Annotated in this window: 19 protein-coding genes; 12 read left to right on the top strand and 7 right to left on the bottom strand. The window is 70.6% G+C overall.

The window, feature by feature from the left end; all coding sequences use genetic code 11:
• Positions 1-11: 11 nt before the first annotated feature.
• Positions 12-1,322 (top strand): GH25 family lysozyme, encoded by a 1,311-nt coding sequence (locus tag IEZ19_RS09500; protein WP_189310665.1) that lies wholly within the window; start codon positions 12-14, stop codon positions 1,320-1,322.
• Between the two features lie 135 nt (positions 1,323-1,457).
• Positions 1,458-4,658, top strand: a complete 3,201-nt coding sequence (locus IEZ19_RS09495) for a tetratricopeptide repeat protein (RefSeq protein ID WP_189310664.1) — start codon at positions 1,458-1,460, stop codon at positions 4,656-4,658.
• A 151-nt stretch (positions 4,659-4,809) separates the two neighbouring features.
• Here IEZ19_RS09495 and IEZ19_RS09490 read toward each other — a convergent pair whose 3' ends face one another.
• Positions 4,810-5,049, bottom strand: coding sequence for a hypothetical protein (locus tag IEZ19_RS09490; protein ID WP_189310663.1), 240 nt, complete (start codon positions 5,047-5,049; stop codon positions 4,810-4,812).
• Positions 5,042-5,902: a mycothiol conjugate amidase Mca gene (mca, locus tag IEZ19_RS09485; RefSeq protein WP_189310946.1), complete on the bottom strand. Its 861-nt coding sequence runs from the start codon at positions 5,900-5,902 to the stop codon at positions 5,042-5,044. The genes IEZ19_RS09490 and mca overlap by 8 nt, the downstream gene beginning before the upstream one ends.
• A 169-nt stretch (positions 5,903-6,071) precedes the next feature.
• On the opposite strand from mca, the gene IEZ19_RS09480 reads away from it, so the two are divergent.
• The gene (locus IEZ19_RS09480) at positions 6,072-6,470 is read left to right on the top strand and encodes a DUF4307 domain-containing protein (protein ID WP_189310662.1); all 399 of its coding nucleotides are present in this window, start codon (positions 6,072-6,074) and stop codon (positions 6,468-6,470) included.
• Between the two features lie 168 nt (positions 6,471-6,638).
• Positions 6,639-7,139, top strand: a complete 501-nt coding sequence (gene greA / locus IEZ19_RS09475; protein ID WP_189310661.1) for a transcription elongation factor GreA — start codon at positions 6,639-6,641, stop codon at positions 7,137-7,139.
• A gap of 90 nt (positions 7,140-7,229) precedes the next feature.
• On the opposite strand, the gene IEZ19_RS09470 is transcribed toward greA, so the two are convergent.
• The 3 genes from IEZ19_RS09470 to ilvA form a co-directional block, all read right to left on the bottom strand.
• On the bottom strand, positions 7,230-8,087 hold the full coding sequence (locus IEZ19_RS09470) for an ABC transporter permease (protein ID WP_189310660.1): 858 nt from the start codon (positions 8,085-8,087) through the stop codon (positions 7,230-7,232).
• Entirely contained in the window at positions 8,084-9,097 is a 1,014-nt protein-coding gene (locus IEZ19_RS09465; RefSeq protein WP_189310659.1) for an ATP-binding cassette domain-containing protein, read from the bottom strand. The genes IEZ19_RS09470 and IEZ19_RS09465 overlap by 4 nt, the downstream gene beginning before the upstream one ends.
• Before the next feature lie 158 nt (positions 9,098-9,255).
• On the bottom strand, positions 9,256-10,485 hold the full coding sequence (ilvA, locus tag IEZ19_RS09460) for a threonine ammonia-lyase (RefSeq protein WP_189310658.1): 1,230 nt from the start codon (positions 10,483-10,485) through the stop codon (positions 9,256-9,258).
• A gap of 160 nt (positions 10,486-10,645) precedes the next feature.
• Here ilvA and IEZ19_RS09455 point away from each other — a divergent pair, with 160 nt between their 5' ends.
• The 3 genes from IEZ19_RS09455 (at position 10,646) to IEZ19_RS09445 (ending at position 12,155) form a co-directional block, all read left to right on the top strand.
• Complete coding sequence (locus IEZ19_RS09455) at positions 10,646-11,152, top strand: MarR family winged helix-turn-helix transcriptional regulator (protein WP_189310945.1); 507 nt, start codon at positions 10,646-10,648, stop codon at positions 11,150-11,152.
• A 104-nt stretch (positions 11,153-11,256) separates the two neighbouring features.
• Positions 11,257-11,757 (top strand): sigma factor-like helix-turn-helix DNA-binding protein, encoded by a 501-nt coding sequence (locus IEZ19_RS09450; RefSeq protein WP_189310657.1) that lies wholly within the window; start codon positions 11,257-11,259, stop codon positions 11,755-11,757.
• Between the two features lie 149 nt (positions 11,758-11,906).
• Entirely contained in the window at positions 11,907-12,155 is a 249-nt protein-coding gene (locus IEZ19_RS09445) for a hypothetical protein (protein WP_189310656.1), read from the top strand.
• Between the two features lie 13 nt (positions 12,156-12,168).
• Here IEZ19_RS09445 and IEZ19_RS09440 read toward each other — a convergent pair whose 3' ends face one another.
• The gene (locus IEZ19_RS09440) at positions 12,169-13,323 is read right to left on the bottom strand and encodes a cystathionine gamma-synthase (RefSeq protein ID WP_189310655.1); all 1,155 of its coding nucleotides are present in this window, start codon (positions 13,321-13,323) and stop codon (positions 12,169-12,171) included.
• Positions 13,324-13,485: 162 nt separating this feature from the next.
• Between IEZ19_RS09440 and IEZ19_RS09435 the strand changes: the two genes are divergently transcribed.
• Positions 13,486-14,604 carry a hypothetical protein gene (locus IEZ19_RS09435; RefSeq protein ID WP_189310654.1) on the top strand — a complete coding sequence of 373 codons (1,119 nt, stop codon included), beginning with the start codon at positions 13,486-13,488 and terminating at the stop codon, positions 14,602-14,604.
• Between the two features lie 589 nt (positions 14,605-15,193).
• Here IEZ19_RS09435 and IEZ19_RS09430 read toward each other — a convergent pair.
• Positions 15,194-15,862 (bottom strand): nitroreductase, encoded by a 669-nt coding sequence (locus IEZ19_RS09430; protein WP_189310653.1) that lies wholly within the window; start codon positions 15,860-15,862, stop codon positions 15,194-15,196.
• A 406-nt stretch (positions 15,863-16,268) separates the two neighbouring features.
• On the opposite strand from IEZ19_RS09430, the gene IEZ19_RS09425 reads away from it, so the two are divergent.
• The 4 genes from IEZ19_RS09425 (at position 16,269) to IEZ19_RS09415 (ending at position 20,157) form a co-directional block, all read left to right on the top strand.
• The gene (locus IEZ19_RS09425) at positions 16,269-16,937 is read left to right on the top strand and encodes a hypothetical protein (protein WP_189310652.1); all 669 of its coding nucleotides are present in this window, start codon (positions 16,269-16,271) and stop codon (positions 16,935-16,937) included.
• A 111-nt stretch (positions 16,938-17,048) separates the two neighbouring features.
• Positions 17,049-17,477 carry a DUF3885 domain-containing protein gene (locus IEZ19_RS54145; protein WP_444545188.1) on the top strand — a complete coding sequence of 143 codons (429 nt, stop codon included), beginning with the start codon at positions 17,049-17,051 and terminating at the stop codon, positions 17,475-17,477.
• A gap of 374 nt (positions 17,478-17,851) precedes the next feature.
• The gene (locus tag IEZ19_RS09420) at positions 17,852-18,790 is read left to right on the top strand and encodes an ABC transporter ATP-binding protein (protein ID WP_189310651.1); all 939 of its coding nucleotides are present in this window, start codon (positions 17,852-17,854) and stop codon (positions 18,788-18,790) included.
• On the top strand, positions 18,787-20,157 hold the full coding sequence (locus IEZ19_RS09415) for an ABC transporter permease (protein ID WP_189310650.1): 1,371 nt from the start codon (positions 18,787-18,789) through the stop codon (positions 20,155-20,157). Before IEZ19_RS09420 ends, IEZ19_RS09415 begins: the two co-directional genes overlap by 4 nt.
• Positions 20,158-20,325: the final 168 nt, after the last annotated feature.

Genomic DNA, 20,325 nt, shown 5'->3' with positions numbered 1-20,325 from the left:
GAGGAACACCCATGCACGCTCGCAGCGCTTCCCGCTTCAGACCCGGTATCGGACGCGCCCGCGCGCTCACCACCGCCGCCGGCCTGCTCACCGTCCTGCTGGCCCTGCTGCTCCTCCAGCCCGCCGCCGCCTTCGCCCGGACCGAGCCGGAACCGGTCACAGGCGAGCAGGGGACGCCGGTGCGCATGACCCACCCCGACGAGGACCACGCCGGCTCCGGGCTGCAGCGCCTCGGCCTGGCGTCGCCGAAGGCCGAGACGTTCTCCGCCGCCGTCAGCACCGGGCCCGCCGGGCTCGACGTGAGCGGGTATCAGGGGAGCGTGGACTGGACGGCCGTCAGGAACAACGGCGCCGCCTTCGCGTACGTCAAGGCCACCGAAGGGACGACTTACACCAGTCCTTCCTTCTCACAGCAGTACGGCGGCGCGTACAACGCCGGACTGATCCGCGGCGCCTACCACTTCGCGCTGCCCGGCAACTCCAGCGGCGTCGCGCAGGCCGACTGGTTCGTCGGCCACGGCGGCGGCTGGAGCGCAGACGGCAAGACGCTGCCGCCCGCGCTGGACATCGAGTACAACCCGTACGGGGCCACCTGCTACGGGCTGAGCCAGAGCGCGATGGTGTCCTGGATCCGGGCCTTCAGCGACGAGGTGCGCGCCAAGACCGGCCGCTACCCCACGATCTACACCACCACGGACTGGTGGACCACCTGCACCGGCAACAACAGCAGCTTCGGCGCGACCAACCCGCTGTGGATCGCCCGCTACTCCAGCAGCCCCGGCACGCTGCCGGCCGGCTGGTCGAGCCAGACCATCTGGCAGTACGCCGACTCCGGTGTCTTCCCCGGCGACCAGGACACCTTCAACGGCACCCTCAGCGACCTCCAGGCCTTCGCGCGCGGCAGCTACACGCCGCCGCCGACCGCCAGTTGGCCCACCGTGCAGCAGGGCGCCACGGGTGAGCGCGTCAAGACCGTGCAGTACCTGCTCGGCGCGCACGGCGCCGCGCTGACCGTGGACGGTGCCTTCGGGCCCGCGACCTACAGCGCGGTGCGCTCCTTCCAGTCCGCGAGCGGCCTCTCCGTGGACGGTGTCGTCGGCCCCCAGACGTGGCAGGCCCTCATCGTCACCGTGCGTCAGGGGTCCAGCGGACAGGCTGTCAAGGCGGTGCAGGGCCAGCTGAACGCGCACGGGTTCGCGCTCACCGTGGACGGTGTCTTCGGGCCCGCGACGGACAGTGCGGTGCGCTCGTTCCAGTCCTCCCACGGCCTCACCGTCGACGGCATCGTCGGCGCCAACACGTGGCGGGCGCTGGTCGCCTGACCCGTCACCGAAGAGGCCTGCGCGGGGGTCCGGGTGTCCGAACCCCCGCGTTCGGTGATCGCCGCCCCCTCGCGCTCACGCCGTCCGCGAAGGACACTCGTACACAACGGAGTTGCCGCAGGAGGGGGACGGGACATGCGGGACACCCACCGGGTGGAGGCCGAGCGGCTGGTGGTGCGGGCCGTCGAGGAGGAGGTACGGCGCTCCGGTGGGCGCGTCGACGGGCAGGTGCTGCTGACGCGGGCCCGCGGCTCCCTCGACGCCCTGGCGCAGACCGCCGCCGAGGAGTACGACGCCTACACGCACGCACTCGACGAGACGGAGGCCGGACGGCTGACGTTCGCGCAGCGGTATGCGAAGGACGGGGCCGGAACTCCTCTATTGGTGGCGGGCGTCGCCGCCGTGGCCGCGGCCGTCGCCGACCTCTCCCTGGGCACCGGCGCGAGCACGGCGCTCGGTGCGGGCGTCACCGTCGGCGTGGTCGGAGCCGCCGCCACCGTCGTGAAGGTGGCCGGCGTCCATCTTCCCGCCGCCCATCACCGCGCCGGCGCGGCCGGTCAGCCCGGCGGCCCCGAGCAGCTGCGGCTGCAGTGGCTGACGGCGCTGGAGGTGCGCGGCATCCGCCCGTTCCTGGACCAGCAGCGGGTGCTCAGCGCCTCCACGGGTGCGAAGAAGACCGGCCCGCAGCTGCGCGGCTCGGACAAGAGCGCGGCGGCCCGCAGGCGCACGGTGCTGGAGCAGTCGTTCGGCCAACTCCCCGAGCCCGACGGCCCGTTCGCGGGGCGGCGGCAGGAGATGGCTCGTATCCGGCAGTGGGCTCAGGCCGCCCGCGCGACGACGGAGACCCGACCGAGCGTCGTCGTCCTGTACGGGGCGCCCGGCTCCGGCCGTACGACCCTCGCCGTCCGCGCGGCGCACGACCTCAGGGACCACTTCCGCGGCGCTGTCGTCGTCGACCTGCGGGGCGACAGCAAGGAGGAGCCGCCGCTGCCCACCCGCGACGCCCTCCTGCACCTGCTCAACCGGCTCGGCGCGCCCCGCGAGCAACTCCTGTTCCGCGAGCGGTCCTCCCCCGACCAGCAGGTCAAACGGCTCGGCGAGCTGTACCACCAGCATCTGACCGGCCTGCCCGTGACGATCGTGCTGGACGACGCCTCGGACCCCGAGCAGATCCGCACCCTCCTGCCCGAACGCTCCGACAGCCTGGTCCTGGTCACCGCCCACAGGCAACTCGACCTGCCCGCGGACCTGCCGGCCTGGGTGCACCAGCTGCCGGTCGAGCCCCTGGACGCGGCGGGCGCGGAGGAACTGCTGGGCGCCGCGGCGCAGGACAACTCGGGTCCGTACGACGCCGAATCCGCCGACCGGATCCGGGAGTTGTGCGGCGGGCTGCCGCTGGCGCTGCGCGTGGCGGGCTCGGCCCTCGGCCCACGCTCACCGCGCCGGCTGGCGACGGACCTGAGCGCGTACGGCCCGGTGGAGCCGGCCGAGCGCGTGCTGTGGCTGAGCTACACCGACCAGTCGGAGCCCGCCCGCCGGCTGCTGCGCCGGCTCGCGCTGGCCGGCCGTGCCTCCCTGGGCGCCGCGGCGGCCGCGGCGCTGCTGGCCACGGACGAGACGGAGGCCGCGCGTCAGCTGACCGCCCTCGCACGGTCCGGCCTGATCGACCATGTCCGCGGCAGCCGCTACCGGCTGCACGACCTGGTCCGCGCCTTCGCCCAGGCCCGGCTCCTGGACGAGGAGGAACCGGCCGAGCGCACGGCGGCGCAGGAGCGCCTGATCGTGAACTACGGGGAGCTGGCCGACTCGGTGCTGCGCCTGGTCGACGGCAACATGTCGACGCGCTCGGACCGTTTCGGCCCACACGGTTTCACCTCTCTCGACGAGGCGCTGCGCTGGCTGGACGACGAGTCCAGCTTCATCACGGCGGCCCTGCGGCAGGCGGAGGGCGTGAACCAGGGAGCGGTGCTGAATCTGCTCGGCGCGCTGTGCGACTACTGCCTGCTGCGCGGCGACCTCTACCGCCTGGGTGAGATCAGTGAGCTGGCGCAGGCCGTGGACCAGGGCCTCATGGTCCGCTCGGTGCAGTGGCGCACCGGGATCGCGGCCCGTCAGCTGGGCGAGCTGGACAAGGCCAGGTCGACACTGGCCTCCGTCGTCGACCTGTATCTGGAGGCCCATCAGGACGCGGGCGCCGCGCGTGCCCTGTGCTCGCTGGGCATCACGCTGCACCACCAGGGCAACCTCACGGAGGCCGCGGCCAAGCTGCAGGAGGCGCTGGACCTCCAGGCGGCGCCCGAGCTGGAGACGGACAGGGCCTGGACCATGCACGCGCTGGCCGCCGTCCAGCGCGACCGCGCCCGCCTCTCCGAGGCGCTGGACCTGCTCGAGCGGTCCCTGGTCCTGCACCGCGAGGGCGGCTCGGTGCACGGCGAGGCCTGGGCGCACTACCAGCTCGGCCAGCTGGCCCTGCGCATGGGCGACGTCCCGCGCGCCGAGACCGAGCTGAACGCCGCCCTGGAGCGCTACGGCCGCACCCGCGACGCCCGCGGCGAGGCGTGGGCGCTGACCCAGCTGGCCCGGGCCCGGCTGGTGGACGGCGACGCGTCCCCGGCGGTGGACGGCCTGCGCAAGGCGGCGGCCCGGCACCACGACAACGAGGACGCGCGCGGCGAGGCCTGGGCGTTCTACTACCTCGGCCAGGCGCTGGAAGAAACCGGCAACCTGGACCAGGCGGTCCGTGAGCTGGAACGCGCGCGGACGATGTTCTCCCGGATGCGCGACGTGTACGGCCTGGCCTGTGCCCGGCACCACTCGGCCCGCGTCACCCGCGACCAGCGGGCCGCCCAGACGGGCTCGCTCAGGAACTCGGGTTTCGCCCGCCAACTCCTCGTCGACGCCCGCGCGGACTTCCAGCGCATCGGCGTCGCCCACGGCGAGGCGTGGTCCTGCCTGGAACTGGCGGTGGTGGACGCGGGCAACACCCGGACCCAGCAGGCGCTGGCCCTGTGCGACGAGGCGATCGGCCTCTTCACGGCGTACGGCGACCGCCGCGGCGAGGACTGGGCCCGCTTCCTCCGCTGCACTCTCCTGCCCTACGCCGCCCCCGGCGGAGTGGAGGTGGGCACGGCGGTGGCCCAGGAGGACCTGGCCCAACTGTCCCGGGACCCTCACCCGACCCGCGACGAGAAGCTGGCCGAGTACGTGACGGCGTACCAGCTGCTCCTGGAACGCGGCGTCAACCTCGAAGCAGGCTGGCAGGCCTGGCGCCTGGGCATGGTGCCCAGCCGCCACGCCCGCGAGGTGATGGGGGTGGCGGTGGGAGCGGGGCGGTGACCGGGTGAGGACTGCCGGGCGGGTACTGACCAGCCGTGCGCTGATCGGGCCCGTACCGGCCGGCGGGCGCTGATCGGCGGGTGCGTGCCCCGCCGCCGGTCCCGGTGGTCGGCCGGTCTCGGCCCTGCCAGACCCCTGGGCCGACCGGAACTCAGTCCCGTCCCGCCCCGGAATTGCCCGTGGTCCCCGGCTCCGCCTCGGTGTCCGGCGCCTCCTTGAAGGCGACCTTCTGCATGTGCTTGTTCATGGACTTCATCAGGCCCCAGACCGCCAGGGCCATCACCGCGAAGACGATGAAGCCGAGGACGCCGGGGGTGACCTTGTTCTCGTCGACCTCCTTGGCGAGGGGGACGAGGTTTGTCAGTGCCAGACTCGCGCTCATGTCAGGCATTGTCGCGGATGCCCGCAAAGAGGTCGTCCTCGGGGAGGGAGGTATCGACGAGTGACTTCGCCAGCTCGTACTCCTCCGTGGGCCAGACCTCCTTCTGCAGCTCCAGCGGCACCCGGAACCAGCCGCCGTCGGGGTCGATCTGCGTGGCGTGCGCGATCAGTGCCTTGTCGCGGATCTCGAAGAAGTCGGCGCACGGAACGTGCGTGGTGATCGTGCGCTCCGTGCGCTGCATCTCGTCCCAGCGCTTGAGCCACTCCCCGTACGGCGACTCCAGACCGCGGTCCAGCATCGCCTTGTGCAGCGCCTCGGTGCGGGGACGGTTGAAGCCCTGGTTGTAGTAGAGCTTGAGCGGCTGGTAGGCCGGGCCGAACTCCGACTCCGGGTACTTCTCGGTGTCCGCCGCGCCCTCGAACGCCACCATCGAGATCTTGTGGGTCATGATGTGGTCGGGGTGCGGGTACCCGCCGTTCTCGTCGTACGTGGTGATCGCCTGGGGACGGAACGAGCGGATCTGCCTCACCAGCTCGCCGGCCGCCTTGTCGACGTCCTCGAGCGCGAAACAGCCCTCGGGCAGCGGCGGCAGCGGGTCGCCCTCGGGCAGACCCGAGTCGACGAAGCCGAGCCACTCCTGCTTGACGCCGAGGATCTCGCGGGCCTCGTCCATCTCCTTCTTGCGTACCTCGTGGATGTGCTCCTCGACGTACTTGTCGCCCTGCAGCTTGGGATTGAGGATGGAGCCGCGCTCCCCGCCCGTGCAGGTCACGACCAGCACGTCCACCCCCTCGGACACGTACTTCGCCATGGTGGCCGCACCCTTGCTCGACTCGTCGTCGGGGTGCGCGTGAACGGCCATCAGTCGCAGCTGGTCAGTCAAGACTCGATCCTCAGTAAGTCGGTGCCCCCGCGTCTTGGGGTGCGATCGGCGGCTTCTATAGTGACCGAATCGGGGGGCGAATAATTCCGGGGTCGGATCCTGGGGCCCCATTCGGGACATTCGTCCCGCTCCTGCCGAGAGGACGATCATGAGTACGGCGAGCACGCGGCTGCCCGAGGGCCGCTACGGCCGCTCCTCGGACGAGCGCGCGGACCGCAAGCTCAGGGTCGCCGCGGCCGTGCTCGGCGCTGCCCTGCTCGCCCTGGTCGGCTACTTCGCCTACCACTACGTCGCGCAGACCGAGATCAGCGCGCAGGTGATCACCTTCGAGTCCTCGGACGACGCTGTCAAGGTGCACCTCGAGGTCCACAAGGACGCCGGTGCCGACGGCTACTGCTCCGTCCGCTCCCAGGCTGCGGACGGCACCGAGGTCGGTCGCGCGGACTTCCGCTTCACCGGTTCCGCCACCCGTATCGACAAGGTCGTCACGCTCCGTACGACGGCTCGCGGGACCACAGCCGAGCTTCTCGGCTGTCACGCAGGCTGACACGACCCTCGATCCGTCGGCGCTGACCTGCGATGACGTAATTCTGATGGCTTATGTCCTCCCCCTTTGCCCATTGAATTGTTAGGCTCGTGGTTTCGCCCATCCGTGAAGGAACATTCTTCTGGGTAGGGCGATGCTTTGTATTCCCAGTACCTACGAGGAGCACCTGTGACCCAGACCAGCGAGAACGTCACCTGGCTGACCCAGGAGGCGTACAACCAGCTCAAGGCCGAGCTGGAGTACCTGTCTGGTCCCGCGCGTACGGAGATCGCCGCCAAGATCGCGGCCGCGCGCGAGGAGGGCGACCTGCGCGAGAACGGCGGGTATCACGCGGCCAAGGAGGAGCAAGGCAAGCAGGAGCTCCGTGTGCGCCAGCTGACCCAGCTCCTGGAGAACGCCAAGGTCGGCGAGGCGCCGACGTCGGCGGACGGTGCCGTGGCGCCTGGCATGGTCGTGACGATCGCCTTCGACGGCGACGAGGACGACACGCTGACGTTCCTGCTCGCCTCGCGCGAGTACGCGAGCGCCGACATCGAGACGTACTCGCCGCAGTCCCCGCTCGGCTCCGGCGTGATCGGCCACAAGGTCGGCGAGGACGCCGAGTACGAGCTGCCGAACGGCAAGAAGGCTTCGGTGAAGATCCTCAAGGCCGAGCCGTACTCCGGCTGATCCCGGACTCCGGATCCCCGGCGAGCCCCCGGTGTCCGCCTGACACCGGGGGCATCGTCATGTCTTGGCCGGGGCCGGTGCAGTGCCCCGTCAGGCCGTGGCCGAGCGGTACTTGCGGACCGCCAGGGTGCGGAATATGACGGTGATCAGGACCGAGTAGATCAGCGAGGCCAGCACCGAGTGCTGCATGGGCCAGGCCTGCGACGGTGACTGCCCCGGGTTGGCGAACAGGACGCGGGCGGCCTGCACGGTGGCGCTGAACGGGTTCCACTCCGCGATGTGCCGCAGCCACGGGGTCATGTGGCTGGTGTCCACGAACGCGTTGGAGATGAAGGTCACCGGGAAGAGCCAGATCAGTCCGCCGGAGGTGGCCGCCTCGGGTGTGCGCACGGACAGGCCGATCAGGGCGCCGATCCAGGTGAACGCGTAACCGAGCAGGAGCAGCAGCCCGAAGGCGCCGAGCACCTTGAAGACGTTGGTGTCCCCGTCCGACCCGACGCGCCAGCCGACCAGCACGGCGACGACCGCGAGGACCAGCAGGGTCAGCGCCGTCTGGACCAGGTCGGCGAGGGTGCGCCCGGTCAGTACCGCGCCGCGCGCCATGGGCAGGGAGCGGAAGCGGTCGATGAGGCCCTTGTGCATGTCGTCGGCGATGCCTGCGCCGGAGCTGGCGGTGGCGAACGTGACGGTCTGCGCGAAGATGCCGGCCATCAGGAAGTTCTTGTAGGCGGCGGCACTGGTGCTGGCGCCGATCTGCATGGAGCCGCCGAACACATAGGTGAACAGCACCACGAACATGATTGGCTGGATGAGCCCGAAGATGACCATCTCCGGGATCCGGGTCATGCGAATCAGGTTTCTCTTGGCGACGATCAGCGAGTCTCGGACGAGCTGGCTGACGGGGTTGGCGGGGGCCGCGACCCGCACGGCGTCGGTGACGGCGCTCACTTCACGGTCTCCTTGCGGCTGTCGGTGCGGTTGTCCTCGCGGCCCTGCTCGCCGTTGTCCTCTTCCTTGGCCTCGGCCACGTGTCCCGTCAGGGACAGGAAGACGTCGTCGAGGGTGGGGCGGCGCAGGCCGATGTCGTCTATCTCGATGCCCCGGGTGTCCAGCTCGCGGATCACCTCGGCAAGCAGCTTGGCGCCGCCGGTGACGGGCACGGTGAGCTTGCGGGTGTGCTCCTCGACCGTGGTCTCGCCCTTGCCGAAGGCGCGCAGCACCTCCACGGCGGTCGGGATGTGCTCGCGCTCGTGGACGACGACCTCGACGCGCTCGCCGCCGGTGCGGGCCTTGAGCTGGTCGGAGGTGCCCTTGGCGATGACGCGGCCCTGGTCGACGACCGCGATCTCGTGGGCGAGGTGGTCGGCCTCCTCGAGGTACTGGGTGGTGAGCAGCAGTGTCGTACCGCCGGAGACCAGCTGTTTGATGACCTCCCACAGCTGCTGGCGGTTGCGCGGGTCGAGGCCGGTCGTCGGCTCGTCCATGAACATCACGGGCGGCGAGACCACGAGGGCTGCCGCGAGGTCGAGCCGGCGGCGCATGCCTCCGGAGTAGGTCTTGGTGGGACGGTCGGCGGCCTCGGTGAGGTGGAACTGCTCCAGCAGTGCCTCGGCACGGGTCTTGGCGGCCTTCGCCTTCATCTGGTAGAGCTGGCCCACCATCTGCAGGTTCTCGCGGCCGGTGAGGTATTCGTCGACTGCCGCGAACTGGCCGGACAGGCCGATGGAGCGGCGGACGGTGTCGGGATGCCTGAGGACGTCCACGCCCGCGACCACGGCCTTGCCACTGTCGGGCCGCAGCAGGGTCGTCAGACAGCGGACGGTCGTCGTCTTGCCGGCGCCGTTGGGGCCGAGCAGGCCGAGGACCGTGCCCTCGGGGACATCGAGGTCGACGCCGTCCAGTGCCCTTACGTCACCGAAGGTCTTGACCAGGCCTTCGGCATAGATGGCGCCTGGCATATGAGTCTCCACGTCGTCGGGATGTGCGTTGTCGGGGATGTGCGCTCCGCCACGACACACCATAACGCGATGTATCGCGTCTCTCAACGGATTTTCCCGGGTCTACTCGAACGAGTGACGAAGAGGTCCTTGACCTGGGATGACGGTGCCGTGGCGCCTCAGTCGACGACCGTGTAGCCCGCCTCGCGCAGGGCCTGGCCGACCTCGGTACAGTGCACCGGACCCTTCGTCTCCAGGTGCAGCTCCACCTCCGCCTCCGTGAGCCCGAGCCGTGGATCGGTTCGTACGTGGCTCACATCGAGGACGTTAGCGTCGACCACTGACAACACCCCCAGCAGCGCCGCGAGGGCGCCCGGCCGGTCCGTCAGACGCAGCCGAACGGCCAGGTAGCGGCCCTGCGCGGCCATGCCGTGCCGCAGGACCCGCTGGAGCAGCACCGGGTCGACGTTGCCGCCGGACAGCACGGCGACGACGGGTCCCGGCAGGGAGCGGGGTTCGCTCAGCAGTGCCGCGACGGGGCTCGCGCCGGCCGGTTCGACGACCAGCTTGGCCCGCTCCAGGCACAGCAGCAGCGCGGCGGACAGCTCGTCCTCGGTGACCGTGCGGACCTCGTCCACCAACTCGCGGACGATCCGGAACGGTACGTCGCCGGGCCGCCCCACCTTGATGCCGTCGGCCATCGTCGCCGGGTTCTCGATCGACACCGGGCGGCCGGCCGCGAGCGAGGGCGGGTACGCGGCGGAGCCCGCCGCCTGCACCCCGACGATCCGCACGTCAGGACGCAGCGCCTTCACTGCGACCGCGATACCGGCCGCGAGCCCACCGCCGCCCATGCCGACGACGATCGTGCCGACCTCCGGGCACTGCTCAAGGATCTCCAGGCCGACCGTGCCCTGGCCCGCGATGATGTCCGGGTGGTCGAAGGGATGGATGAACACGGCGCCGGTCTTCTCGGCGTACTCCTGCGCGGCGGCCAGCGTCTCGTCGACCACCTGACCGTGCAGGCGCACCTCGGCGCCGTACTCCCGGGTGGCGCTGATCTTCGGCAGCGGGGCGCCCTTCGGCATGAACACGGTGGAGCGCACGCCGAGCAGCGACGAGGCCAGGGCGACACCCTGCGCGTGGTTGCCGGCGCTCGCGGCCACGACACCGGCGGCGCGCTCCTCGGGCAGCAGTCCGGCGATTCGCACGTACGCGCCGCGCAGCTTGAACGAACCCGTCCGCTGGAGGTTCTCGCACTTGAGGTGCACCGGCGCGCCGATCAGCTGCGACAGGTGCCGGCTGCCCTCCATCGCCGTTGCCCGTGCCACACCCGTGAGCATCTTCTGGGCGCCGCGCACGTCATCGAGGGTGACGGGCCACAAGGCGTCGGTCGTGCTGTAGCTCATGACTCAAGTCTCGCAGTTCACAGTCGTGCGCAGCTGGTGTGACCAACCTGCGCGACCGGTTTGCGCAGCGCCGGTACGACCCGCCGTCCGGCCGCGTACCCTTTCCCCATCCTTGCACTCTTCATGAAGTGAGCCTCCGGCCATGCCCACAACACCTGAAATGTCGATGGACATGACGACCGTCGGTGACACCGGTCTCCTCGACACGATGCAGCACGAGGTGGCGGTGTTCGCCCGCCGTGCAGAACAGACCCGGCTCGGCGGCGTCGGCCAGGTGCGCAACTCCATGGACCGCGCCGCGTACCTGCTGCTCAACCGCCTCGACAAGGAGGGCCCCATGGGCGTCAAGGCGCTCGCCGCGAGCATGGGGATCGACTCGTCGACCGTGACCCGGCAGGTGGCTCCGCTCGTCGACACCGGGCTCGTGAAGCGCACCTCGCACCCGGAGGACGGGCGTGCGGTGGTGCTGCAGCTGTCCCCGCGCGGGCTGTCCCGGCTGGCGGAAGTGCGCTTGTCGAGGCGTCAGTTGATGGCCGAGCTGACACAGGACTGGGCGCCGGAGGAGCGCGAGACGTTCTGCACGCTCCTCACGCGCTTCAACACGGCCCTCTCCGCCCGTATGGCCGTCCCCGGGATGCCTGCGCCGGAGACTCCGCCGGCCTCCTGAGTCCGGAGTCTTGACCCCGGGCCGCCGCTGGCCTCATATGAGACCGGGCCTTGCCGTACGCGGTTCCGAATCCCGCGACGGAGGGCCCTCAGGCGGGAGGCGCGGTGCGAGAGCGGCGGGCGTCGCAAGCTGCCCGCCGGGCCCGGGAGTTCGAGGCGTTCGTCGCGGGCGCGGCAGGGCGGCTGCTGCATGCCGCGACCCTGCTCACCGCCGAGGCGCCGGGCGACAACCCGCGCGCGCGGCGCCTCCTGACGCTGTCACTCGCGCACACGTACGCGTGCTGGGACCGACTGCGCGGCGAGGACCCCTACGACCGCGCCCGCCAGCACCTCGCGACCCGCTTCGCCCGTGCGGCCTGGCACCAGTACGGCGGCCTCGGCCGCGCCCGCCCGCACCCCACGAGCCCCCTGGCCGCCCTCACACCCCAGGAACGCCTGATCGTCGTCCTGCGGCTGTACGAGGGCGTGGCCGAGGAACAAGCCGCAGCGCTGCTCGGCCTCCCCGCGGACCGGGTACACACCATCTGCGACCGCGCGACGGCCACGCTGCTGCATCCGCCGCAGGGGCGAGCGGCGACCTCGGCCATGGGGGTGGCGCCGTCTTGAGGGGCGGGGGCCGTGGGAGGGCGGAAGCCCGTGGGGCCGGGAAAGTCCATGGAAGAGCAGAGGCCCGCGGGGCGGCGCGAGCTCATCGGTGAGCGTCCGCCCTCACGGCGGCGGACGCCCGTCGGACGCATGGGAAAGGGGAGGTCCCGATGAACCGGCCCGAGCGTGAGGCTGCTGTGCGGCGGATCATGGAGCAGGTGCCGGCGCCGGTACCGCCCGAGTTGTACGCGGAGATCGTGCGTCGGGGTGGGCGCACGCTGCGTCGGCGGGCCGCGGCCCGCCGGCTGCTGTGGCTGCTGCTCGCTGCCGCGTGCGTGGCCTTCGCCGTCTGGGCGCTGACGGCACGGCCCTGGGTGGAGCCGCCGTCGCAGACGACTCCACCGCTGACCGGCTGGTGACCGGCGTCGCCCGCTAGCCCAGGGCCTGCTGCAGGTCCTCGAGGAGGTCGTCGACGTTCTCGATGCCTACGGAGAGGCGGACGAGGTCGGCGGGAACCTCCAGCGCCGAACCGGCCGCGGACGCGTGGGTCATACGGCCCGGGTGCTCGATGAGCGACTCGACACCGCCCAGGGACTCGCCGAGCGTGAACACCTTGGCGCGGTTGCACACCTCGACGGCCGCCTCCTCGCCGCCCTCGACCTGGAAGGACACCATGCCGCCGAACGCCTTCATCTGCTTGGCGGCGATCTCGTGACCGGGGTGCTCGGGCAGCCCCGGGTACAGGACACGCGTCACGCGCGCGTGACGGCTGAGCATGTCGGCGATCTTCGTGGCGTTCTCGCTGTGCCGGTCCATGCGCACCGCCAGCGTCTTCGTGCCGCGCAGCACCAGCCAGGAGTCGAAGGGGCCGGCGACGGCACCCATCGCGTTCTGGTGGTACGCCAGCTCCTCCCCCAGCGTCTGGTCCGATGTGATCAGCGCACCGCCGACCACGTCCGAGTGACCGCCCATGTACTTGGTGAGCGAGTGCACGACGACGTCCGCGCCGAGCGCCAGCGGCTGCTGGAGGTAAGGCGTGGCGAAGGTGTTGTCGACGACGAGGCGGGCGCCCGCGTCGTGGGCGATCTGAGCGACGGCGGCGATGTCGGTGATGCCGAGCAGCGGGTTGGAGGGGGTCTCCACCCAGACGGCCTTGGTCTTCGGGGTGAAGGCGGCTCGTACGGCCGCCGGATCGCTGGTGTCGGCGACGGACCACTCCACGCCCCACCGGGTGACGACCTTCGCGAAGAGCCGGAACGTACCGCCGTAGGCGTCGTTCGGGATGACCACGTGATCGCCGGGGCTGAGCAGTGTGCGCAGCAATGTGTCCTCGGCCGCCAGCCCGGACGCGAACGCCAGGCCACGACGGCCGCCCTCGAGGGCGGCGAGGTTCTCCTCCAGGGCGGTCCTGGTCGGGTTGGCGCTCCGGCTGTACTCGTAGCCGCCGCGCAGGCCGCCGACGCCGTCCTGTTTGTAGGTCGAGACCTGGTAGATCGGCGGGACGACCGCGCCGGTGAGGGGATCCGCGGTGTTGCCCGCGTGGATCGCGAGGGTCTCGAAGTGCTGACTGATGTGCCTGTCGCTCATGTGCACCGAGCGTAGTGCGCCCGCCGCGCTGCCGCCGGACGACGGGTCGGGAGCGGCCGGAGGCGTGAGTTTTCCCCAGGCGGGTGGCGGCCGCGGATAGGTTTTCCACAGGCGGGCGGGACGGGTTGGCCAATTGCCGGCGGCGTCTGGTTCGCTTGAGGCATGGAGATTCTCTGGGTCCTGATGGCGCTGCTCATACTGAGCTTCGTGCTGCTTCCGGTGCTGCGGCGCAGGCGTGGACTGATCGAGCGGGTGACGCCCGACCACCCGGACGCAGCGGACCCGGCGAACTACGGCTTCGTCCGCGAGGAGGAGCTGGACATCCGCATGCCCGGCCCCGACCAGGACCTCCTCGACGTCCTGGAACTGGTCCAGCGCACGGGGGACTACCGCGCGGCGCAGCAGCTGCTGGCCGGCACCGAGGCGGAGGGCGAGCTGCGCTGGCAGCGCGTGCAGGCGTTCGCGGGTGCCGCAGCGCTGGAACTGCAGCAACGGCCGGGCGGGATCAGCGAGATACCGGGCGGGCAGTGGCTGCGGGTGTGGCGCGCCGAGCAGCCCAAGGACGCGGGCGGCGCGGCGGTGCACGCGGAGTTCCTGGTGCAGCAGGCGTGGCGTACGTCGACGCCGGGCACGGACGACTTCCGGATCATCATGGAGGAGGCCAGGGACACCTGCGGGCAGGCGGCGCTGCTGGCTCCCGGCGACCCGGTGCCGTACATCGTCGAGCTGTCGGTGGCGCGCGGACTGGCGTATCCGCACCCGGAGTTCGAGAAGCTGTGGGCGAAGGTCCTGGACCGGGCCCCCACCCACATGGGCGCCCATCTCGCGGCCCTGCACTACTGGTGCGAGAAGTGGCACGGTTCGCGCGAGCTGGCGTACTCCTTCGCGGAGTCGGCCGCGGCCCGGGCGCCGGAGGGCTCCCTGCTGGCGGCGATGCCCCTCTTCGCGGTGTTCGAGCATCTGCCCGAGGTGAACCTGGTCAGCGGCTTCTACCAGAGCGAGGTCGTCACGAAGGCGATGCACGGCGCGCTCCACGCGGTGCACTCGGCCCGCCCCGACGACCCGATGCTGGCGCACGTCCGCCACCTTCTGGTCTTCTTCCTGGTCCGCGCGGAGCGCTGGTCGGAAGCCATGAACCAGCTGATACACGTCGACGGGCACGTGGGCGCGCTCCCCTGGACGCTGTCCGGCGACCCGGCCGCCGAGTTCGCCGTCTACCGCGCGCTGGCGGTGGCGGGCTACGAGGCGAACGGGGGCAGCCCGGCGACACTCCTCAGCTGACCGCACAGGGCCGGGACGTGCGGCTCCTCTCTGCTGAAACCTCACGGGAAGACCGGGAAGAGTGGGCCGCCGCGTTCTGGCTGCAGCTGCAGGAGGTTCCGTTCGCACCTGTCGGAGACGCGGCCGGCGAACCGGACACCACCGAGGGCTGGAGTCCGGCCCCGGCCCAGGGGTACACCACCGACCGTGTCATGGCCCGGATCGCCCTGCACGCACTGACGTGCACGACAAGGTTCTCGCGGTCGACGTGATCACACCCTTGCAGCTCGCCGAGCACAACCCGAACGCGGTCAGCGGCGATCCCTACGGCGGTGCCGCGGAGCTGGATCAGGACTTCTGATGGCCTGTGTCGGCCACGTCCGGGCGGCACACGACCCCGGTCCGCGGGTTGTGGCACACCGACGCCTCGACCCGTCGGGGCGCGGGCCTGGGCGGTGGTTCGGGACACATCGCCGCCGCCTTGGCCAGTCGCCCACGGCTCACACGCGTGCGCCACTTGCTCGGCACCCGCCCGGGTACGCCCGGTTGACGGCCCGTTGGAGACGACTGGGGACTTCCTGCCCGAGCGCCCGTCCCGGAGCCGACGGGGTCAGCAGGCGTCGACGAACGTGACCGTCTCGTCGAGGGGGGCCCGGCCCGTGCGGGCGTGATCCACCGTGCCGTCCTCGAACCCGATCGACATGCCGCAGAAGAGGACGAGTTCGTCCGGGGGTGAGAGGACCTCCTCGACGGTCCTGCGAAACTTCGCCCATGCCATCTGCGGGCAGCTGTGCAGCCCTTCGGCACGCAGCAACAGCATGACGGTCTGCAGAAACATCCCGACGTCGGACCACTGGGCCGGGCACATGTCGCGGTCGATGTAGCAGAACAGGGCGGCGGGCGCGCCGAAGCAGTCCCAGTTCGCGGAAGCGGCCCGCTGGCGTGCCTCCAGATCCTCGCGGGGGATGCCTAGTGCGCCGTAACGCTGCGCGCCGAAGGCGGATCGGCGCTCGCGGTACGGAGACTTCAGCGCGGGCGGGTACTGCTCGTACTCCGGCTCGTCCCAGGGGTCACCCGCGGCCAGACGCTGACAGGCGCGCTCCTTGATCTTCGCCAGGGGTCCGCCGGTCACCACATAGACGTGCCACGGCTGGATGTTCGATCCGGACGGCGCCCAGGCCGCTGCGGACAACACGCGCTCCAGCGTCTCCCTCGGGACGTGGCGGTCGGTGAATCCACGCACCGCACGTCGGCTCGTGACTGCCTCGTAGACGTCCATGATCGCCTGCCTCCTCAGCCCCCCAACGCCTCCGTTTTAGTTTCACTCAAGATAGTATCACTCAATACCATCTCCCACTTAACTATCGCCGCCCATGAACCCTCAGCCCCTGGCCCCCCGCCTCGGGCCCCCCGCCCCGGGGAAATCCATGGCCGCGCTGCTGCACATCGACTCATCCGTGATCACCGACGAGGCGCCCTCGTCCCGTTCGATCACGGCCGCCTTCCGCAAGACCGGGAGGAACAGCACCCGAGGCGACGACCGATCTGGCGTGGTCCGGGAGCGGCACCCATTTGGTGCGACCGCCTCGGCATGCGCTTCCAGGCGTACGAGCCTGAACGCGGAACTACAGCTTCGTTGGGCAAGCTGACGCGGAGCGCCCGGAAACGTGGATCATGGGGAGGCGATGAAGTGGACCAGGAAGGCGGCGCCGGTGGAGCAGCCAGGGCATGAACCGGAGCTCTCTGCCTACCAACGGGCTCTGCGGGACCGGCTTCTCGCGGCCCCCGTTGTGCCCGCGCCCGAGCCCTGGCAGCCCGTCTTCGAGTACAAGTACGGCGTCCCTGTCGGCGGACTTCTCGGAATCGGCTTCGCGCCGCATCCCGACAGCGGCCACGACCTGGTGATGGTCGTCTCGCACGACGGTCACGGCCTCTTCGAGGCCGTCACGGGGGAGAAGATCGCCCGGAACCGCGACCCCGACCCCGAGGGCAGCACTCCCGACGCCGTTGCTGATCTGTCGTGCCCCGGGTTGGGCCCCCTCGCCGGAAGCAGAGTGCGCATCGCCGGGCTCTTCGGGGGCGGACTTCACACCACCGCCGCGGACGGCTGGACTCTGGAGGCCGTCGCTCCGGCCTGGCCCAACGAGCGTGTCCTGCTGTCCCGTGACGGCGGGCTGCCCCACTCAGGTCCGTACGGGGAGCAGTGGTGGCACATCTTCCACTCCGACCACGCCGAGCTCCGAGCCGCCGGCTTCTCACCGTCCGGCCGGACCCTCGCCGTTGCGACGAGCAGCGACCTGTCCCTGTGGACACGCAGGACGGACCACAGCCACGGTGGCAGCGCTGAGACCTGACCGAGCCGGACTGAACCTGTCGCGAGCCGCTTCCAGAACAGGTCAGTCCGAGTCCGGTCCAGCGCGGCAGTGATCAGATTGGTGGCGCTGGAGTAGCGGCGGGAGGCAGGGGTGCGCGCCGTCGCCGACGAGGCGCTCGTCGAGGTGCTCATCACCGACACGGAACTTCGGCGCATCCGCCATCTTTACGACGGCGGCACAGAGATCATCCTCGCTACGCCCGCCGAGCGGGACGAGCTCGGCGACCGGCACGCGAGCCGAGGCCCCCATCACCCAACCGGGCTTCGACCAGCCGTAATTGTTGCCGCCTCACTCGTCAGGATGCCCACCGGGCAGCACCTCGACGAAACCCGGCGAACCGCCGCGGACCGGGTGCGAGTACCCCGGGGACGGACAGGCTCCCGGTATGCACGTCCGAGTAGGGAGCGCCCGGAAGCCAGTCAGGAGCTTGTCGGCTCTCGCGCGCATGGCGGGCAACCCGTTTACCGCACCCGGCCGTTGACGGTCTACCGCCTTCCGGCCCACCAGCACGTCGAGTAGCCCACCACCGGCCGACCAGCCCCTCCCCGTGGCCGCTTCGAGCCGGCCCCACCGGTCACACTGGGTGATCTTCCCGCGAGATGGAACTGACTCTTCGTCAGCATTACCTTCGACGCAGGCTGTTCAGACAGGCGGGTGAATCCCGTCAGCCACACCCGTTCCACTGCAAAGTTCACTACCGCAATCAACCCATCAGCTCGTCTACCTTCGACCAAGCAATCGCAAAAGCCCCTGGTCGAAACAGCCCCACGCCGCCCCAGCCCGCAGCATCGCGAATGCCAAGTCGTTTCATGTTCCATCAACATTCAACTCGCGCTCCCTGTGAGTGCCGTGTGAACTCCCTAGGGTCCTTGAGGCTTTGAAGGAAGGGACCCATGGACAAACTCCTCGCAATCCGGGCTCGCGGCATCACTAAAAGTTTCGGCGACGTCGTCGCGCTCGGCGACATCGACCTGGATGTGACGCAGGGGCAGATCCACGGCCTGGTCGGACCGAACGGCGCCGGGAAGACGACCTTGCTCGGCCTCCTGCTGGGGCTGGCGGTTGCCGACAGCGGTCGCCTCGAGGTGCTGGGGACGCCGGTCGGACGGGCGCTCGACGCTCCCGACGGTGTCGCCGGCTTCGTGGACGGTCCCGCTCTTTACCCGTCGCTCACCGCACGGCAGAACCTCGCCGCGCTGGCCGCACTCCGCGGCCACGACGCGGGGACGGCGGACATCGACGACGTACTCGCCGATGTCGGTCTCACCGCCGTCGCCGACGACCGTACCCGCGGCTTCTCCCTCGGCATGCGGCAGCGGCTCGGTCTCGCCGCGGCCCTGCTGACCAAGCCTCGGCTGCTCGTGCTCGACGAACCGTCCAACGGGCTCGATCCGGCGGGCAAGAAGCACGTGCACGGCGTCCTCAGCCGGCTCACGGCCGACGGCACCGCCGTCGTGCTCTCCAGCCACAACATGGACGACCTCGAGGCGCTGTGCTCCGAGGTGACCATCATCGCCACCGGGCGGGTCGTCTTCTCCGGTCCGCTGAGCAAGCTGGCCACCGACAACCGCGAACTCGACTACCGGCTGGTCACCTCCGACTCGCAGGCCGCCCGCAGGGTGGCCGACGACGCGCCGGGGGTCCTGGTCGTCGACGACGTCGTACGGCAGGACACCGAACTCCTCGTCGTACGCGCCCTGGTGCCCGCCCTCGACGACCTCGTGGTGCGGCTGGTGCAGGAGGGCGTCGCGCTGCGCGAGCTCACTCCCCTGGTGTCACCGCTCGAAGCCGCGTTTCTCGCCCTCACCGAGCAGCAGGAGGCCGGCCGATGACCGCGACCCTCGTCGAAAGCCGGGAACAGGAGCAGGTGACCAAGGGCCGTCGTGTGCCCGTCACTCGCGCCTGTCGCTTCGAGCTGGTCAAGCTCGTCTCCCAGTGGCGGATCCGTCTACTGGTCCTCGCCTGCTGGATCGTTCCTGCACTCTTCGTTGCCGGCGTGAGCCAGCAGAGCACACTCCCCGTCGACACCCTCTTCGGCCGCTGGATGCACGCCACCGGCTGGGCCGGGCCGCTGGTGATGCTCGGTTTCGCGGGGACCTGGGCGCTCCCGCTGCTGACTTCGCTGGTGGCCGGTGACGTGTTCGCCTCCGAGGACCGGCTCGGCACCTGGCGTCATCTGCTCGTGGCGGTCCGCTCGCCTCGGCGGATCTTCGTGGCGAAGGTGGTGGCCAGTCTCACCGTCCTGCTGGTGCTCGTGGCCGGGCTTGCCGTCTCCAGCACGGTCGGCGGGCTCCTGGCGGTCGGCAACCAGCCGCTGGTCGGCCTGGACGGTCACCTTCTGGCACCGTCGGACGCGGCCGGCCAGGTCCTGCTCTCCTGGGTCTGCGCCCTCGCCCCGACCCTGGCGCTCGCCGCGCTCGGCTTCCTCGGATCGGTGACGCTGGGCCGCTCGCCGATCGGGCTGCTGGTGCCCATACTCGTCTCCCTCGCGATGGCGGTCGCGCAGATGCTGCCGCTCCCCGTGGCCGTGCGCGTCGCCCTGCCCAGCTACGCCTACATCTCCTGGAACGGCCTCTTCACCAGCCCCCAGCAGCTCGCCCCGCTCCTGACCGGCGTCGTCGTCAGCCTCGTGTGGGCCGTGGTCGCGACGGCACTGGCCTATGTGCTGTTCGTGCGGCGGGACTTCACCAATCTGACCCATGACGGTTCGGGCCGCCGCGCGATCACCGTCGGCGTCCTGCCGCTCGTCGGGGTGGCCGCCGTGTCGTTCGCCGTCGTCGCCGCGACGACCTCGACGACGGGCTCCGGGATCGAGCAGGACAAGGTGCAGCGCTCGCTCGCCACCGCGTTCGCGCACCTGTACCGCATGCAGACCGACGAACTCCACCGACCCGCCGTCACCGAGGACCAGTTGAAGGTCACGGCGACGTGCAGCAAGGGCCATGTCCAGGACCACGCAGAGGGGCCAGGCAACGACTGGCGCTGCGTCGTCTCCTGGCATCTCCCCGGCGTCCAGACCACAGGTCAGGCCATCTACCAACTGGACGTCACCTCAGACGGGCGGTTCGTCGCCGACGGCGACGGACCGAAGGAAGTGAACGGCTACTTCCTGGTGCGCACCCCCAACGGGGACGCACCGAACCCGATGTGGCAGTTCGACGGCAACGTCGAACTGCTCGACACCACCTCGAAGGGATAAGTCTCCATGCAGGTAATTCGCCAGCGCCAGGCCAGCCAGAAGGGCCAGTTCGAGGTCCTCGGCAGACGAGTCGGGCGCCGGTCGCTCATGGTGACGGCGGGCATCGCCGTCGCCCTCGGCGTCACCGGTACGGCGGTCGCCTCGACGGCACAGTTCGGCACCGAGCAG

Source organism: Streptomyces brasiliensis, assembly GCF_014647875.1.
Classification (GTDB): domain Bacteria; phylum Actinomycetota; class Actinomycetes; order Streptomycetales; family Streptomycetaceae; genus Streptomyces; species Streptomyces brasiliensis.
This window is presented reverse-complemented; position numbering and strand designations above follow the sequence as displayed.

Coding starts and splice junctions, on each gene's coding strand:
- IEZ19_RS09495 (WP_189310664.1), top strand. CDS start 1,458: ATGCGGGACACCCACCGGGTGGAGGCCGAGCGGCTGGTGGTGCGGGCC.
- IEZ19_RS09480 (WP_189310662.1), top strand. CDS start 6,072: ATGAGTACGGCGAGCACGCGGCTGCCCGAGGGCCGCTACGGCCGCTCC.
- IEZ19_RS09440 (WP_189310655.1), bottom strand. CDS start 13,323: ATGAGCGACAGGCACATCAGTCAGCACTTCGAGACCCTCGCGATCCAC.
- IEZ19_RS09425 (WP_189310652.1), top strand. CDS start 16,269: ATGAAGTGGACCAGGAAGGCGGCGCCGGTGGAGCAGCCAGGGCATGAA.
- IEZ19_RS09430 (WP_189310653.1), bottom strand. CDS start 15,862: ATGGACGTCTACGAGGCAGTCACGAGCCGACGTGCGGTGCGTGGATTC.
- IEZ19_RS09455 (WP_189310945.1), top strand. CDS start 10,646: ATGTCGATGGACATGACGACCGTCGGTGACACCGGTCTCCTCGACACG.
- IEZ19_RS09500 (WP_189310665.1), top strand. CDS start 12: ATGCACGCTCGCAGCGCTTCCCGCTTCAGACCCGGTATCGGACGCGCC.
- IEZ19_RS09490 (WP_189310663.1), bottom strand. CDS start 5,049: ATGCCTGACATGAGCGCGAGTCTGGCACTGACAAACCTCGTCCCCCTC.
- mca (WP_189310946.1), bottom strand. CDS start 5,902: ATGGCCGTTCACGCGCACCCCGACGACGAGTCGAGCAAGGGTGCGGCC.
- IEZ19_RS09435 (WP_189310654.1), top strand. CDS start 13,486: ATGGAGATTCTCTGGGTCCTGATGGCGCTGCTCATACTGAGCTTCGTG.
- IEZ19_RS09465 (WP_189310659.1), bottom strand. CDS start 9,097: ATGCCAGGCGCCATCTATGCCGAAGGCCTGGTCAAGACCTTCGGTGAC.
- IEZ19_RS09445 (WP_189310656.1), top strand. CDS start 11,907: ATGAACCGGCCCGAGCGTGAGGCTGCTGTGCGGCGGATCATGGAGCAG.
- IEZ19_RS09415 (WP_189310650.1), top strand. CDS start 18,787: ATGACCGCGACCCTCGTCGAAAGCCGGGAACAGGAGCAGGTGACCAAG.
- IEZ19_RS09420 (WP_189310651.1), top strand. CDS start 17,852: ATGGACAAACTCCTCGCAATCCGGGCTCGCGGCATCACTAAAAGTTTC.
- ilvA (WP_189310658.1), bottom strand. CDS start 10,485: ATGAGCTACAGCACGACCGACGCCTTGTGGCCCGTCACCCTCGATGAC.